Below are 16346 nucleotides of genomic sequence, written 5' to 3' on the forward strand. Positions count from 1 at the left end.
GCTTAGGAAGTTAGTAGAAAGGTGGAAACGATATGAAAGTAGATACACTTATTTCAAATGTCCAAGTATTTAATAGTTTTTTAAAAGTATTTGAATGGAAAAATGTTGCCATTCTTAATGGTAAATTCTTTTCAACGGGGATAGATACTCTAACAGATTTGAAACCAAGTGGTGTAATTGATGCAAAAGGGAGCTACATGATTCCAGGATTAATTGATATTCATATGCATATTGAAAGCTCCATGGTACCTCCTGCTATTTTCTCTAAAGCAGGTTTATCCCATGGAATAACAACGGTTGTTGCAGATGCTCATGAAATGGTGAATGTTTTTGGTGTAACAGGCATGGACGCATTTATGAAGGAAGAAACAGAAATGGATATTTTTTATGCAATACCTTCTTCGGTCCCTTCAACTACTTTAGCATTAGAAACCACTGGTGGATTTATGGGAATAAAAGAAGTTCAACAATTATTGAACCACCCTAAAGTGATTGCTCTTGGAGAAGCAATGAATTTTGACGGTATCGTAAATGATTCTGATTCTTTGATTCGTCAAATCTTACACACAGTCCAACAAGAGAAACCATTTATGCCGATTGAAGGACATGTACCGTTAGTATCAGGAATAGAGTTAGCCAAATTTATGTACCAAGGAATAACAGCTGATCATACACAACAAAGTCCGCAGTCCATATATGAGAAAATTAGCAGTGGGATGTTTGTTGAGCTGCAGCACAAATCGATAACTAAAGAAAATATAGCAGCCATCGTTCAAAATCACTTTTATGAATATTGTGCCATTGTGACGGATGATATTATGGCAGATGAGTTACTGAATGGGCATTTGAATAAAAATGTTCAGTTGGCTATTGAAGCGGGTCTCCCTATTGAACAAGCAATATACATGGCAACCTATACTCCTGCGAGAAGGATGGGTTTCCAAGATCGAGGGGCAATTGTTTCTGGTTTTAAAGCTGATTTTATTCTATTAGAAGATCCAGAAAAAATGGAAGTTACAGCTGTTTATAAAGCTGGAAAATTGGTACATGAAAAAGGGAATGAGATAGGTTATCCTGAAATGAAACCAAATTTTCCTGATTATTTTTATTCTTCCGTGCATTGTGAGAAAGCTGAACAGAGTGATTTTCAGATACGAGCTGAAGGAAGCTCAGCAGTCTGTAACGTAATCCATATATCTGAAGTAGGAACATTTACAGAATGCATTCAAAAAGAACTGCCAATAAAAGAGGGATATTTAGATTGGGAATCAAGTGGTTTAGCATTGATTGTAGTAATGGAACGTTATGGAAAAAACGGAAATAAAGCATATGGCTTAGTTGAGAATGCATTGACAGAAAAAGGAGCGATAGGAACAACCTGGGCACATGATCACCATAATTTAATGGTTATGGGAACATCTATTGCAGATTTAATAGTAGCACAAAATAAGTTGGTTGAAATACAAGGAGGCTATCTGACAGTTCAAAATGAGCAAGTAGTCAGCTGTTGTCCCCTTTTGATTGGAGGGATTATCAGTGATGCACCTATTCAAGTCATTGGACAGCAATTAAGCGAAGTAAGACAGAGCATGGTTGATTTAGGCTACCATAACTCTAATGTGATCATGTCATTTTCAACATTGTCTCTACCTGTGTCTCCTGCTATTAAAATCACGGATAAAGGTATGTTTGACGTGCATAGTCACTGTCTTATTCCATTACTGGAGGAAATTAGATGAAGACTTTAATAAAAAATAGCCATATTTTAACAATGGATGATAAACGAACAGAATATTCTGATGGTTATCTAATAATAGAAGATAACGCAATCTTGGAAATTGGGTCATATGATCAATTAGTACAAAAAGAGACCGAATTTGATAAAGTAATTGATGGTGATCAAACCATTGCAATACCTGGAATGATAAATACTCATACTCATATTGGAATGATTCCTTTTCGCTCATTAGGAGATGACTGCCCTGATCGATTGCGTCGTATTCTATTTCCTCTAGAAATCGCCTGCATGACAAAAGAATTAGCATATCATAGCGGCAAATATGCGATTGCGGAAATGCAGTTAGCTGGTATTACAACGTTTGTAGATATGTACTATTTTGAAGATACTTTAGCACAAGCTACCGATGAAATGAAGTCACGAGCCATCTTAGGGGAAACAGTTGTTGACTTTCCGACTTGTGATACCCTAATAGCTCATGGCGGTATTGATTATGCTGAAAAATTTATTCCAAAATGGCTTAACCATGAATTGATCACACCGGCGATTGCCCCACATGCCCCGAATACTAATGATCCAGAAGCAATAAAAGAAGCTGCTGCGTTAGCAGAAAAATACGGCATTCCATTAATCATGCATGTAGCAGAAATGGATTATGAATTAAACTATTTTAGAAAAAAATATAACACTACACCAATTGGATTTTTACAGTCGCTTAAAGTTCTCAACCCTCGCTTTATTGCAGCCCACTGTATCCATTTATCAGATCAAGATTTGCAAATTTTAAAAGAGGAGGGTGTCGGTGTGGCTCACTGCATCGGAGCGAACACCAAGTCTGCTAAAGGAGTTGCTCGCATAAAAGATATGCTTGAATTAGCTATTCCAGTAGGTTTAGGAACAGATGGACCCAGTAGCGGCAACACACTTGATTTATTTACACAAATGAAATTGACTGCTAATTTTCATAAAACAACGCTCCACGATAGAAGTGTTTTTCCAGCTAAAGAAATTTTTGCAATGGCGACTATTGAAGGCGCAAAAGTATTGAATATGGCAAATCAAATTGGCTCTTTGGAAGTAGGGAAAAGAGCTGATATAGTATTAGTTGAAACAAGTTCTGTAAATATGTTTCCAATTTTTGATCCTTATGCAGCACTAGTTTATTCTGCGAATGCGTCAAATGTGCAGGATGTTTTTATTAATGGGACATCAGTTGTTCGAAACAAACAACTAGTAAATAACAATTTATCTGATTTGCGTTCAAACCTAGCAGCTGAAATGACAGATTTTTCAAAAAAAGCTAGAGAGTTAATTTAAAAAAAATCATGCTTTAGACCGATACGTTATAGTGGAATTGCAGCTATACTTGACTTAATCAAATTATATGGAGGTCATATAAAGATGAAAATGAAGACAAAACAAATGAAGACTCCAATGTCGCAAGTGAAATCTCTGATCCTTTCCTTATTTAATACAAAAACAAGCGGAAAAAAGAAACTAATGGTAGCAGGGATCATTCTGTACATTATTAGTCCTATCGATTTTGTGCCCGACTTCATTCCGGTAGTCGGATATGCAGACGACGTTATCCTACCGATTCTTTTCCTAGTTGCTAATAAACTCCTTTCAGAGGATCTACAACCTAATACGCCTCAAGTAAGAAAAGAAGCTGAAAAGGTTTAACAACTGAATTAGAAAAAAATAAATCCTGGAGTAATTCTAGTCTTACAGCACGTTCAAACCTTGCTTTTCCACGGAAAAGCAAGGTTTATTTGGTTTACTTATCTATGAAACTAACTTTCATAGATAAGTAAGAAACGTTTTGTTGTCACTCCGCCGTGAAGAGTCATTTCATAGATATGTAGCTTCACTTTATACTCCAACTCTTCCATCAAGGATTAGTTGGAGTATAAATGAAAACGATTGCTTAATTTGGTTTTTTTTAGTACGCTTTTTGTAAAGCGATAAGATGTTATTTTTAAGACTGTATTAGAGCAACTAAGTGAGAATGAGAGGAAGTTCAAAAAATGAATAAATTTAAAGCATTATGGGCTGATGTAATTGAAGAAGGAAAAGTTGTAACGAAGGTGAAATTATTATCAAAAGATGATTTACCACCAGGAGAAGTCCTTATCAAGGTACATTATTCTGGTGTGAATTACAAAGATGCACTTGCAGCGACAAATAGTAAAAACGGAGTTATTCGCTCTTATCCAATCGTTCCGGGAATTGATCTGAGCGGCGAGGTAGTAGAGTCTACAACAGAAGATTATTCAGTTGGCGAGAAGGTCATTGTAACGAGTTATGGTTTAGGAATAAACCATTTGGGTGGCTTTAGTGAGTATGCTCGTGTTCCAAAAGAATGGGTAGTGAAATTGCCACAAGGTCTCAGTTTAAAAGAAGCAATGATTATCGGAACAGCTGGCTTTACAGCTGGGCAATCTGTTCAGGCCCTTGAGAAAAATGGATTAGAAAAAGCAATGCTTCCCGTTCTTGTGAGAGGCGCTACTGGAGGGGTCGGCAGTATGGCTGTTCAGATCCTCTCAAAATTAGGTTACCCTGTTGAAGCTGAATCACGTAAAAAAGCAGAACAGCAAGATTACTTAGTGGCTATTGGTGCGGATAAAGTTATTCACCCAGACGAGTCGCATTTAGAAAAACGAAAGCCATTAAGCAAGCAAAGATGGCAAGCAGTAATAGATCCAGTTGGTGGAGAGTATCTTTCTGATTATCTTGCTCAACTTGCTTCAAATGGTGGAGTTGCTTTAAGTGGAAATGCGGGAGGAATAAAATTTGAGGCTACTGTTTTGCCATTTATTTTACGAGGTATCGATATCTATGGAATTAATTCAGTAGATTTTAATTTGACCGAACGAATAGCATTGTGGAATCGTCTTGCAACAGATATGAAACCTGAACAGTTAGAACGTATGATTGATCACCAAGTCACACTCGAAGAATTACCAAAATCTTTTGCTAAGATTATGGCGGGTGAAATGAAAGGAAGAACGTTGGTTAAAATAGTTTAACTTTGGCAGAGAAAATAATTTAATGGTAGGTCATCTATACTAAAAACTATAAAACCTTTTTTGTTTATTATTAGATGAAATACCTTTATTTTTAAGTATAAATCAAATCCTTTGAAATTTTTATCTGTTTTTTCTATTCTTAAGGCGTACTACAAATAAATGAAAGAGGAGATGTTAGGATGAGTCAAAAATTTGATGAATTGAAACAAAAACTCAAAAGTGTAGACAAAGAAAAAGCAGGACAATTAATAAAAGAAGTAAAAAGAGCTCATGAAGATGGTTCTATTGATAAAAATGAAAAAAAGGAATTAATGGACGAAGCTAAAAAAACGGTTGGCGGTAATCCTTTAGGCGGATTAGGAAAATAGTAATAAGAATGTTTAAAAGTCTGATACAGTAATGACTTTTAAAAGCAAAAGTTCTTACTACGCAATCAATTAGCTAGTTTGAGTTCAGCGATTTACTGGACATAAGCTAGCTAATGCTACTTTTAATAAAAAGTTATCACCATAATTAGAAGTGTTTTTCAGATATTCACAATGAATTTCTTTCCATGGTACACTTTTTTTTGTATCGAATTTTTGTTTGGTAACTAGCGAGTATAATAGTAAACTTGAATAAATATAAAAGAAAATCAAATCAAAATAATCATCTATGTTGCATTTCTTACATGGATGATTTTATTTATTTTCAATAATTATTAAATAAAGGCATATAATTTGAAGTTCTTCAATGGACACTTTAAGATAGTTTTATTCTACGAATAGAGGAGAGAGATAATGACAGATAAAGAATTAGAAAACCCATTAAAACAATTTTTTGCAGATGATTTTCCAAAACAATATCAAGAACCTCCTGCCTTACAGAATAAAATGGAACCTCGTCCAGATTGTGGTGAAGAATCTTATAAGGGTAATGAGCAATTAGTTGGACGAAAAGCTTTGATAACAGGAGGAGACTCTGGTATAGGTCGGGCTGCAGCTATTGCATATGCGCGTGAAGGTGCCGACATAGCATTAAATTATCTTCCAGAAGAGTAGTCAGATGCTGAGGAAGTTAAGCAGTTAGTTGAAGCAGAGGGACGAAAAATAGTTCTTATTCCTGGTGATTTAAGTGATGAGGTTTTTTGTAAGCAATTAGTTGATAAAGCATACAATGAACTTGGCGGGTTAGATATCTTAGCCTTAATTGCAGGCAAACAACAAGCTGTTAAAGATATTGCTGATATTACAACAGAACAATTACGTCAAACATTTGAAATTAATGTATTCTCTCTTTTTTGGGTCATCAAAGCTGCTTTACCGTATCTTCCAGAAGGTTCTACAATCATCACAACATCTTCTGTGCAAGGGTATAATCCAAGCGCAAATTTATTGGATTATGCAGCAACTAAATTTGCCATTAACGGATTCAGCCGTGGTTTAGCAAAACAACTAGCACCCAAAGGGATTCGAGTTAACGTTGTAGCTCCAGGACCTATTTGGACACCATTGCAAATTTCTGGTGGACAGCCAAGTGAAGCTATTCCAACGTTTGGTCAAGAAGCGCCATTAAAACGTGCTGGTCAACCGGTAGAACTTTCAGACGTTTATGTTTTCTTAGCTTCTGAAAAATCTAGCTATGTCACAGCTCAAATTTACGGTGTAACAGGCGGTATCGAGTTAGCTTAGTAACGTGAAATTAAATAAAAAGGTAGTATGGTCTTATTCTAATGACCATACTACCTTTTTATTATTCTGTTACTTCTTTTTTATAAAAAATGTCCCAATAAAATTTACCCAATCCTATGTTTTTAAGGGTAATCACGCAACTTTTTCTTAAATTTTTATCTTTATGTTCGGTCATACTATAGTAGGGTAACTTATTTTTAAGTTCAGCTATTAAGGGATCATTTACATTTTCTGAATTTACTAAGAGAAACAATGAAGAAAGAGTCAATTGAATATGGTAATTTTTTAATACACTTGTATCGATTGAAGAGTCTTGGGATAATAAATCAATGGCTTTTTCTAGGACCTTTAATCCTGTTAATTTTTCTTTGTGCTTTAAAACATTTACTGGCAAATGGTGACTAATAGGTCTTCATAAAACTCACTGTCCTGATCAAAAGAAAGACCAGTGTTTTTAGCCACGGAAAGATTGCTGCTTTCTATATGAATGACTTTAAAGCGAGAGTCAGATTTAGTGAATTTCCTACAAATTTCACTGCTTTTATCAATGGAACCATTATCAATTAAGATAACTTGTAAATTGCGATACGTTTGCCCTTTGATACTGTGTAGGCATTTAGGTAATGATTTTTCAACATTTTGAACGGATACAATAATTGAAATCATAGCGTTTCCTCCTAATAGGAATGTTTTGAAAATAGAATAGGTTCTATTAAAGCATGAAAACGCCAAATCTATGTATCGGGTTACAATGAGTCTACGATTTTAATCTCTTTTGTTGACTAATGGAATCTATCCTGCTAAATTGAAAGAAATATCTAAGTCGAGAATTGGCATATCTAAATTTAGCTGTCCATTCATCTAAATTTAGACAGAAGCAAGCATTTTCCTCTAATCGATAATCAACTAATAGAAAGAAGAATGAAAAGTGAATACATTTTCTCAAGCATCATCCATAGAAGAAGTTTTACAGGTTATAAAAGAGAACACTCTTGTTTTTGTTTATATTTCAAGAGAAAATTGTGGTGTTTGTCATGCTGTTCAACCACGAGTACAAGAGATGCTAAAAGAATTCCCATCTATTAAACCTATTCAAGTCAGTGCAGATGATATTCCCGAAGTTGCCAGCCAATTCACAGTATTCACTGTTCCAGCATTATTGCTATTCGCTGAAGGAAAAGAAGTGATTCGCGAAGCTCGGTTTGTTGTAATGGATGACCTGCATAAGAATTTCCAGCGAGTTGTTGAAAATAGTTAAATCAATTAGCCTCACCTTCTAGACTCTGTTAGAGCAGCTATAAGGTGGGGCTAGTTTGTTCGGATGATTATTTTTATTTGGAACGAATCATGCGCTTTAAAGATTGGGGATTGGTCGGTGGATCACTCAAAATAGCACGAACAGCAGCTAAATCTGGTACATGTTTGATCCGTGTTTTGCCTGAAATTTTATCCGGATAAAAAGCACTATTACCAGCAGCCCAGATAGAGGGATCCTTGGTACGCAAGTATTCATCAACAGAAACACCATCGTCTGTTTTAAGACCGGTTTGTTCAGCTAACGATACACGAGGGGAGACCCCTAAGCCGATAACGAACGCATCCCCTTCTACTGTAGACCCATCATCAAGATGAAGAGTAGTATTGATTTCCGTCGTTCCTGAGGGAGTATTGTTATCGAGGGTCTTGTACGCCTGGTTCATCACTGAAATCATCTACGAGAATAACAATAGAACCGCTATTAATATCCTCTTTATAATCACTCAATACAGCTTCATCCACTTCGTAACCATCATCCATTTCGTCATAACTGTCATCTGTTGTGTCTACGTTTGCATTTTCAGCTTCGTCATCACTCATTGTAAAGATACCTTTCACCTTGTCCATGAATGATTCATCTTCGCTACCATCATTGTCAGCGTGCTCAATAGAGACACCCACATCTAAATCATTGGGTAAGTTATCAGCAGTTTCTCTGTTTGTGACAAGTGTGATCAATTTTCTGTCATAGCCTTCAGCCACCACTTCGTCAACGGCGATTCTAGCTTCTTCTAAAGTGAGGTAACTTCCTTTTACAAATTTCATAATATTCTATTCCTCCCTAAGATTAATTTGTTTGACTCATGGTTATTATATAAAAGTTAAGGAAATTAAAGCAAAAAAAAGAGCTTAGGAAAAGGGAATCTAAAAAAATAGGAGTATGAATGTAGAAGCATTCAAAGTTCTAATGATAGCTAAAAAGTTTAATAAAAATTATTTGGCTATCTAAAAACGTAGGTATATGTTTTTTAGAAGCAAGAAACCCTTTTAAGGTAAAATGATTTCAAGAGGTACATAAAAAAACTAAAAGAATAACAGTCAAGTTTATTTAAACTATTGGTTTTAAAAGCACAGTCAACGACAGTTTCAAAAAAGATATCTACTTTCTTAAACAAATGGTTATAAAAATATGAAAGCAATCATTTTTTTTACTAGACCAGATAAAGTATACTGTTAACAAGGTTAGCAATTCGGTTGCTGATGAAAAAAAGTGATAATTAATTATGAGGTGGAATAGATGTTTATAGATAGAAGGTTAACGGAAGCTTATAAAAAAGCTAGAGTAGAAGAGTTTGATGAGAATTCTAAATATATATTTTTTAGCGATGTTCATCGCGGAAATGGAAATATAACAGATGAGTTTACGCGAAATCGAAATGTTTTTCTGCATGCTCTAAAGTATTATTATAAAAATGAGTTTACTTATATTGAAGCTGGAGATGGTGATGAACTGTTAGAGTATTCTGATTTTACTTTCACAAAAAATGCACATAGTGAAGTGTATAATGTCATTAAAAATTTTTTTGATGATGGTCGATTAATAAAATTGTATGGCAACCATGATATTGCTTTAAAAAATCCGAAGTTTGTGAAAGAAAATTATTACACAAATTACGATGAATACACTGAAGAATTTTTTGATTTCTTAAAAGGAATCAAACCGATTGAAGCACTGGTATTGAGATACAAAAAAACAGGACAAGAAATTTTGACCGTACATGGCCACCAAGGTGATGCGCCAAATGATCAATTTGCTTTTTTCACTATGTTATCATTGAAATTCTTTTGGCGTTTTCTGCATGGATTTGGTATTCGAAATCCCACAAGTCCAGTGAAAAATGTAGCAAAACGGCATAAAATTGAAAGGAACTTCAACAAATGGATCACAAAGAATAAGATAATGCTTATTTGCGGTCACACACATCGATTTAAATATCCAAAAAATAAAGATCTTCCATATTTTAACACCGGTTGCTGTGTCTATCCCACGAGCATTACGGGAATTGAAATAAAAGAAGGTAAAGTCCAGTTGATAAGATGGGAAACTCAAGTAAGTGCAAAAGGTGTTTTAATCATTCAAAAAGATATCATGCGAGGACCGGAACCAATTGAAGAATTTGATATGACGTTGGAAGGCTGGAATAAAAATAATAGTAAGATATAAATGTAATGAACACGAAGATAAAGTTTTATACTATTTAGTTGTGGTGAATTATCTTGGTACACGGATACCAACGCCTTTAGTTAATGATTAGAAATAACTATTAACTAAAAATGTCGTGTTTTGATTTTTTATGTAAACAAGAGTATACTGTTAAAAGTGAAAACACAACGTATAATAAAGGGATTACCTTATTATACGTTGTGTTTATTCTGTAGCTTCCTAACATTAAATTATTAAGTGATCGAAGCGTTATAAATTTGTTTAATCGATTCTTTTAACGATGCATTGTACTCCTCACTTGACTGACCAGCGCTTAACCCCTCAGATAAGGCTCTTGAAAAACTAGCAACTAAACCATGGTTACGTGTTAATGCTTCATTAGCTTTTTCGCGGGTATAACCACCAGAAAGAGCTACTACTCGTATAACTTTTGGATGATCAATCAATTCTTTATAAAAATCATCGATGGTTGGAATCGATAATTTCAACATGACATTTTCTGATTCGCTCAAAGTATCTAGCTGAGCCAAAATCTCATCTTTCAAAAGGGTTTCAGACTGTTCCTTATCTTTACTATTAATATCCACTTCTGGTTCAATAATTGGAACAAGTCCGGCTGCAATGATTTGTTTGCCGACTTCAAATTGTTGGGTAACCACTTTTTTAATGGCTTCAGGATTAGCTTCTTTAATCAACGAACGCATTTTTGTTCCAAATATGTGACGTTCGTTAGCTCTTTTTAATAATTCATCGAGGTCAGGGTTAGGTTTCATTAACTGAACACCATCTGTTTCCTCCGCTAATCCTTTATCAATTTTCAAGAATGGGACTACACCTTTTTTCTCCCATAAGTAATCGGCTGTATAAAGGCCTTCAACTTTGCGATCCATTGTTTGTTCAAATAAAATAGCACCTAAGATTGTATCAGAATTAAAAGCTGGAGAAGTCATTAGACGAGTTCGCATATCATGGACTAAATCAAACATTTCAGTTTCATTTGAATAAGTCTCAGGTGCTATGCCATAGAGTTCCAAAGCTTTTGGAGTACTTCCACCGCTTTGGTCTAATGCTGCAATAAAACCCTTACCATTCTTCATTCGTTCGAATTGCTCTTTTTGCATAATTTCAGCTCCTTAGATTAGTTTTAAGAACAGTAAATAAGAAAGCTCAACCCGTTAAATGGGTAATGAATCTTTCAATAGTTAGTATAGCATTCCGTAGTCTAAATTAAAAAAATAAGCTATTATAGAGTGCTTTTCCTTTGGGTGATTAGATGAAGAGAAGGGAAAAAAAGATACAAAAATTGAATAAAGGAGAAAAGCTATGATTCAAGCAAAAAATCAAAATATACCATCCGCACAAGTTAAATCTATTTTAGGAGTTATTTTAATGGGGTCCTTTGTGACCATATTAAATCAAACGCTTATGAGTACTGCTCTTCCAAGTATAATGAAAGAATTTTCGATTACTGCCACTCAAGGTCAGTGGTTAACGACGGCTTATATGCTGATCAATGGAATCATGGTACCTATTACGGCCTATCTCGTTAACCGCTTTACAACGCGACAACTGTACTTGTTTTCGATGATTGTTTTCTCAATGGGTACTTTTGTAGCGGCTACTGCTAATATTTATGCAGTACTGATCATTGGCCGAATGATTCAGGCAATAGGGGCAGGAATTGTTTTGCCATTATTGATGATTGTTATCTTATATCTTTTTCCAATTGAAAAAAGAGGTTCAGCAATGGGACTAGTTGGTTTAGCAATGAATTTCGCTCCAGCTATTGGACCGACATTTTCAGGATGGGTCGTACAAAACTACCATTGGAATATGCTGTTTTACTTCATTTTACCATTTGCTGTTATAGATGTTGTGGTTGCCTTCTTTGTTTTAAACAACGTTGGGGAAACGGGTCATCCGAAATTAGATGGTATCAGTGTCATTTATTCAACGCTAGGTTTTGGTGGGTTGTTGTTTGGACTTAGCAATGCATCTTCAAATGACTTTATAAGCGTTAATGTAGCTTTATCACTGATCATTGGAATTATTTCTTTAGTTCTATTAGTCAATCGCTCTAATCATTCAAAAGAACCTTTACTGAATTTTGGTATTTTTAAATATAAAGGGTATCGGTTAAATCTTATTATTTCATTTGTACTAACAGCTGGAATGTATGGAGCTATCATGTTGTTGCCGATTTATTTTCAAACTATCCGCGGGATGACGCCACTGGAATCAGGAATGATTCTTTTGCCAGGATCGATTCTTATGGCTATTATGAGTCCTGTCACGGGTAAAATGTTTGATAAATATGGCTCTAAAAGGTTAGCCATGAGTGGGCTATTACTGGTCACAATTGGAACTTTTATCATAGGACTGATTGATTTAAACACACCAATCAAATATATTGTCTTGCTTCAAATCGTTCGATCATTAGGCTTTTCACTGACATTGATGCCTATCCAAACAGCTGCTTTCAATGCTGTTCCATTAGAACTTGCAGCCCATGCATCAGCAATGTTTAATACGCAACGCCAGTTAGCGGGTTCAATGGGAACAGCTTTATTCGTTGTTGTGATGACAGTTGTTTCTCAAGAAGGTGTTGCACAGCAGCTATCAACTGAATTGTCTGATTTAGCAGGATTTCAAATGGTTTTCAAATTAGTAGGACTGTTTTCGCTAGTGGCCTTTATTATGACCTTATTCATTAAAGAGAATCCGTACTTACCAGATGCCAAACCGGCTAGAAATGTATAAGTTAAAGTAAAAAATCTTTGCCTAAAGGTAAAGGTTTTTTTCGTCGTTAAGGGTGTTTAATACTATGAAAAATTTTCAGATTGAAGAATTTATTTATTGTTACGATCAATTATTTCAATGTTAACTTTATTTTAAAAATAGAAATAGTGAGATGAAAAATAAATTTTGTGTGTGATATATATAAATAAGCTTAGAAAATAAAGTTTGTTTTATACGAATGAGATCCTTGACAAGGGTATTTAATAAGTATAAAGTTAAAAGTAAGTTGATTACAGTTGTAAACGAAAAAATAATTGAAATTAATAAGGAGAGATAAATATGGAAAAACATAAAGAACCATCAAATCATCATGATCATAGCGACATGGATCACAGCAGTATGGATCACAGCAGTATGAGCCATACTGGTGGGCATTCGGGACATCATGCAATGATGATTGAGGATTTCAAAAAAAGGTTTTGGGTCTCATTGATTCTAGCAGTTCCTATTTCTATTTTATCTCCAATGTTCCAAATGCTTTTTGGATATGAAATTCTTTTTTTAGGAGATAATATTCTGTTGTTTGTTCTATCAACTATTCTTTTTTTCTACGGAGGAAAACCATTTCTTACAGGAGCATGGAGTGAACTGAAATCACGAACCCCAGCAATGATGATGTTGATTTCGTTAGCGATCATTACAGCGTATTTCTACAGCACATTAACGACATTTTTTATTTCTGGTAGTGATTTTTTCTTTGAATTGGCTACTTTAATTGCTATTATGCTTCTTGGTCATTGGATCGAGATGAAATCAATTATGGGAGCTTCAAAAGCTTTAGAAGCGTTAATTAAATTAATGCCAAAAGAAGCACACAAAATTGATGAAGCGGGTAACATTATTGAAGTAACGGTAGAAGATTTAAAACCGGGGGATAAAATTCTTGTCAAATCAGGTGAAAAAATCCCTCTAGATGGCACTATTTATGAAGGAACATCTGCTATAGACGAATCCATGCTAACTGGAGAATCTTTACCGGTAGAGAAGAGCCCTGGAATGGATGCAATCGGTGCATCCGTTAATGGTGAAGGAGTTTTGAAAATCGAAGTGAATAAAGTCGGGAATGATACGTATCTATCTCAAGTTATTCAGTTAGTTCAAGAAGCTGAGACTACAAAATCTAAAGCACAAGGATTTGCTGATATTGCCGCCAAATGGCTCTTTTATGTAGCTGTCGTAGTTGGTTTAGTTACGGTTATTTATTGGTCAGTTACTGGTGATTTTGATTTTGCTTTAGAACGGATGGTGACCGTATTGATTATTGCTTGTCCACATGCATTAGGGCTCGCAGGACCTTTAGTGACTTCAAGATCAACTTCGATTGCAGCTAGTAAAGGGTTGTTGATCCGTAATCGGATTGCTTTTGAAGGAGCATATAAAATCGATAAAATCGTTTTTGATAAAACAGGCACGTTAACAGAAGGTAACTTTGGGATAACCGATATTCAGCCTGTTGAAGGGGTAAGCGAATCTGAATTATTAACTTTAGCTTATTCAGTTGAAACCCAATCAGATCATCCAATTGCTAAGGGTATCGTTAAAGAAGGTAAAGAACGCAAATTAGAAATCTATGATGTTAAAAATTACCGTAATTTAGCAGGTAAGGGATTAACAGCGACTGTAAAAGGAATAGAGATTTCAGTTGTCAGCCCAGGAGCTATGAGAAAAGATCAAATTTCTTTTGATGAAAAAAGCTATGAAACAATGGCTCAACAAGGAAAAACGGTTGTGTTCGTCTTGAAAAGCAATGAATTGCAAGGCATGATCGCATTAGCGGATATCATCAGAGAATCTTCTTATAAAGTAATCAAGCAGTTGAATGATTTAGGTATTGAGACCATCATGATGACCGGAGATAATAAAAAAGTGGCTAATTATGTAGGCGATAAATTAGGGCTTTCACAAGTAATCGCTGAAGTTCTTCCTCATGAAAAGTCTAAGAAAGTATCTGAATTAAAAGAAGATGGTAAAAAGGTAGCTATGATCGGAGACGGAATCAATGATGCTCCAGCTTTAGCAGAATCTGATGTTGGGATAGCAATAGGGGCAGGTACCGATGTTGCTATTGAAACCGCAGATATTATTTTAGTGAATAGCAATCCGGTAGATGTATTGAATATTATCAAATTATCTAAAGCTAGTCACAAAAAAACGATTGAAAACTTTATATGGGCAGCAGGGTATAATGTGATAGCTCTTCCACTAGCAGCAGGCGTTTTAATTAACCAAAATATTTTAATTACGCCAGCTATTGGAGCAGTTGTGATGTCTTTAAGTACCATTATTGTTGCAATAAATGCGCAAATGTTAAAAATTGATTGAACAAAGCTATTAACCCAGCAAATTATAGACCCATAATTTAAAGGATCAGAATGAAACCACTTTTTCAGTGGTTTTTTTTATGGACCAATTTAGTTAAATGGTATAATAAAAATATAGGAGTAATTTATAGCAAAAATGATAGTATCAACTTCAAATAGAGGAGGATCTTAAATGATTTATACCATTACATTAAACCCAACCATTGATCGGATGCTGTACCTTGATGGAGAGCTGACCAAGGAGAAGAATAACCGATTAGAGAGGGTCACATATGATTTAGGCGGTAAAGGGCATCATAATTCCTATGCAATGAGTAAATTAGGCGTAGAAAATCAGGCTCTAGGATTTTGTGGCACAACTAATTTAGGAGAACTTGAAAAGATATTAGAAGAAAAGGGTATCAACCATGACCTTGTTGAAGTTTATGGTAAACCAACTAGAGAAAGCTATGTTATTTTAGAAAAAAATGTAAGCGGTAGTGCCTTGATCACAGAAAAAGGCTCTGCTATTTCAAATTATGATAAAACGCTGTTATTTGATAAAATTGAAGAAAAAGTCGAAGAGGAAGATACAGTGCTGATTTCTGGTTCTATGCCTCCAGGCTTTGAAATTAGAGATTTGGAAGAACTAATAAAACTATTGAAAAAAATAGGTTGTTTTATTGCTTGCGATCTTTCGGGTGATGCTTTAAAAACAGCAGTAAAAGCCAAAGTGAACTTTATTAAACCAAATCGATTTGAGATACTAGAGATTACTGAGCAGGGAAAGTCATTGTTGGATACGGTAAAAGAACTAACTAAAACGATTGATTATGTAGTTGTGTCGCAAGGCGGATCAGGTAGCTTATGCGGACATAAAAATGAATTCTATCAAATCACTCCTCCAGTGGTGGTCGTTAAAAATGATACTGGGGCTGGCGATTGTTTTGTAGGGGCTTTTATTGCATCCTTAACGCAGCAAAAAACCTTTGCTGAAGCATTAACGATTGCTACAGCGTGTTCAGCCAGCAAAGTTCAGCACGATGACAGTACAACGTTTAGTGTAAAAGATGCTCAGAACCTGCAAAAGAAAGTAAGACTAGAAAAATTATAATAATAAGTTGTATAGTACTACCAACAAAGCGGTTTGATTGAATGAAAGATTTAAAGTTGACAACGCATTTTCACATTGTTACAATGAACTTACTTTAAATACGTGAGCGCTCACCTTTAAAGAAAAAAATAAATTAAAAAAGGAGGAAGCCCTAATGAAAAAGATGAACTGTCTATGCATGTTGTGTTGTCCATGTTGTATGAACCACTCATGTT

15 protein-coding genes and 1 pseudogene are annotated in these 16346 nt (G+C 35.0%); 11 read left to right on the forward strand and 5 right to left on the reverse strand.

Annotation, left to right across the window (positions count from 1 at the left end; genetic code table 11):
- The first annotated feature begins 32 nt into the window (after positions 1 to 32).
- The 6 genes and pseudogenes from BP17_RS02205 to BP17_RS02230 all read left to right on the forward strand — a co-directional run bounded on the left by BP17_RS02205 (position 33) and on the right by BP17_RS02230 (position 6437).
- Positions 33 to 1739 carry an adenine deaminase C-terminal domain-containing protein gene (locus tag BP17_RS02205; protein WP_035051282.1) on the forward strand — a complete coding sequence of 569 codons (1707 nt, stop codon included), beginning with the start codon at positions 33 to 35 and terminating at the stop codon, positions 1737 to 1739.
- On the forward strand, positions 1736 to 3055 hold the full coding sequence (locus BP17_RS02210) for an amidohydrolase (protein WP_035051283.1): 1320 nt from the start codon (positions 1736 to 1738) through the stop codon (positions 3053 to 3055). The genes BP17_RS02205 and BP17_RS02210 overlap by 4 nt, the downstream gene beginning before the upstream one ends.
- An 84-nt stretch (positions 3056 to 3139) precedes the next feature.
- Positions 3140 to 3421, forward strand: a complete 282-nt coding sequence (locus tag BP17_RS02215; protein WP_051910414.1) for a YkvA family protein — start codon at positions 3140 to 3142, stop codon at positions 3419 to 3421.
- A gap of 344 nt (positions 3422 to 3765) precedes the next feature.
- A complete protein-coding gene (locus BP17_RS02220; protein ID WP_035051284.1) occupies positions 3766 to 4767 on the forward strand; it encodes an acrylyl-CoA reductase family protein in 1002 nt (333 codons plus the stop codon).
- Between the two features lie 179 nt (positions 4768 to 4946).
- Positions 4947 to 5135: a hypothetical protein gene (locus BP17_RS02225; RefSeq protein ID WP_035051285.1), complete on the forward strand. Its 189-nt coding sequence runs from the start codon at positions 4947 to 4949 to the stop codon at positions 5133 to 5135.
- Positions 5136 to 5546: 411 nt separating this feature from the next.
- A pseudogene (locus BP17_RS02230) lies at positions 5547 to 6437 on the forward strand (SDR family oxidoreductase).
- Positions 6438 to 6498: 61 nt separating this feature from the next.
- Here the strand turns inward: BP17_RS02230 and BP17_RS02235 are convergent.
- On the reverse strand, positions 6499 to 6831 hold the full coding sequence (locus BP17_RS02235) for a hypothetical protein (protein WP_035051287.1): 333 nt from the start codon (positions 6829 to 6831) through the stop codon (positions 6499 to 6501).
- Complete coding sequence (locus BP17_RS02240) at positions 6822 to 7103, reverse strand: glycosyltransferase family 2 protein (protein WP_035051288.1); 282 nt, start codon at positions 7101 to 7103, stop codon at positions 6822 to 6824. The genes BP17_RS02235 and BP17_RS02240 overlap by 10 nt, the downstream gene beginning before the upstream one ends.
- Before the next feature lie 262 nt (positions 7104 to 7365).
- Between BP17_RS02240 and BP17_RS02245 the strand changes: the two genes are divergently transcribed.
- Entirely contained in the window at positions 7366 to 7695 is a 330-nt protein-coding gene (locus BP17_RS02245) for a thioredoxin family protein (protein ID WP_035051289.1), read from the forward strand.
- Positions 7696 to 7768: 73 nt separating this feature from the next.
- Here the strand turns inward: BP17_RS02245 and BP17_RS02250 are convergent, their stop codons facing one another.
- Positions 7769 to 8137 (reverse strand): FAD-dependent oxidoreductase, encoded by a 369-nt coding sequence (locus BP17_RS02250; protein ID WP_232219588.1) that lies wholly within the window; start codon positions 8135 to 8137, stop codon positions 7769 to 7771.
- Entirely contained in the window at positions 8109 to 8519 is a 411-nt protein-coding gene (locus BP17_RS02255; RefSeq protein ID WP_035051291.1) for a general stress protein, read from the reverse strand. The genes BP17_RS02250 and BP17_RS02255 overlap by 29 nt, the downstream gene beginning before the upstream one ends.
- Before the next feature lie 472 nt (positions 8520 to 8991).
- Between BP17_RS02255 and BP17_RS02260 the strand changes: the two genes are divergently transcribed.
- Positions 8992 to 9918 (forward strand): metallophosphoesterase family protein, encoded by a 927-nt coding sequence (locus BP17_RS02260; protein WP_035051292.1) that lies wholly within the window; start codon positions 8992 to 8994, stop codon positions 9916 to 9918.
- 233 nt (positions 9919 to 10151) lie between these two features.
- On the opposite strand, the gene BP17_RS02265 is transcribed toward BP17_RS02260, so the two are convergent.
- Positions 10152 to 11039, reverse strand: a complete 888-nt coding sequence (locus BP17_RS02265; RefSeq protein ID WP_035051294.1) for a fructose bisphosphate aldolase — start codon at positions 11037 to 11039, stop codon at positions 10152 to 10154.
- A gap of 202 nt (positions 11040 to 11241) precedes the next feature.
- Here BP17_RS02265 and BP17_RS02270 point away from each other — a divergent pair, with 202 nt between their 5' ends.
- From BP17_RS02270 to BP17_RS02280, 3 genes are all read left to right on the forward strand, one after another.
- Entirely contained in the window at positions 11242 to 12678 is a 1437-nt protein-coding gene (locus BP17_RS02270; RefSeq protein WP_156955990.1) for an MDR family MFS transporter, read from the forward strand.
- A gap of 318 nt (positions 12679 to 12996) precedes the next feature.
- Entirely contained in the window at positions 12997 to 15039 is a 2043-nt protein-coding gene (locus BP17_RS02275; RefSeq protein ID WP_035051295.1) for a copper-translocating P-type ATPase, read from the forward strand.
- Positions 15040 to 15210: 171 nt separating this feature from the next.
- Entirely contained in the window at positions 15211 to 16131 is a 921-nt protein-coding gene (locus BP17_RS02280; RefSeq protein WP_035051296.1) for a 1-phosphofructokinase family hexose kinase, read from the forward strand.
- Positions 16132 to 16346: the final 215 nt, after the last annotated feature.

Source organism: Carnobacterium pleistocenium FTR1 (assembly GCF_000744285.1).
Taxonomy (GTDB): Bacteria; Bacillota; Bacilli; order Lactobacillales; family Carnobacteriaceae; genus Carnobacterium_B; species Carnobacterium_B pleistocenium.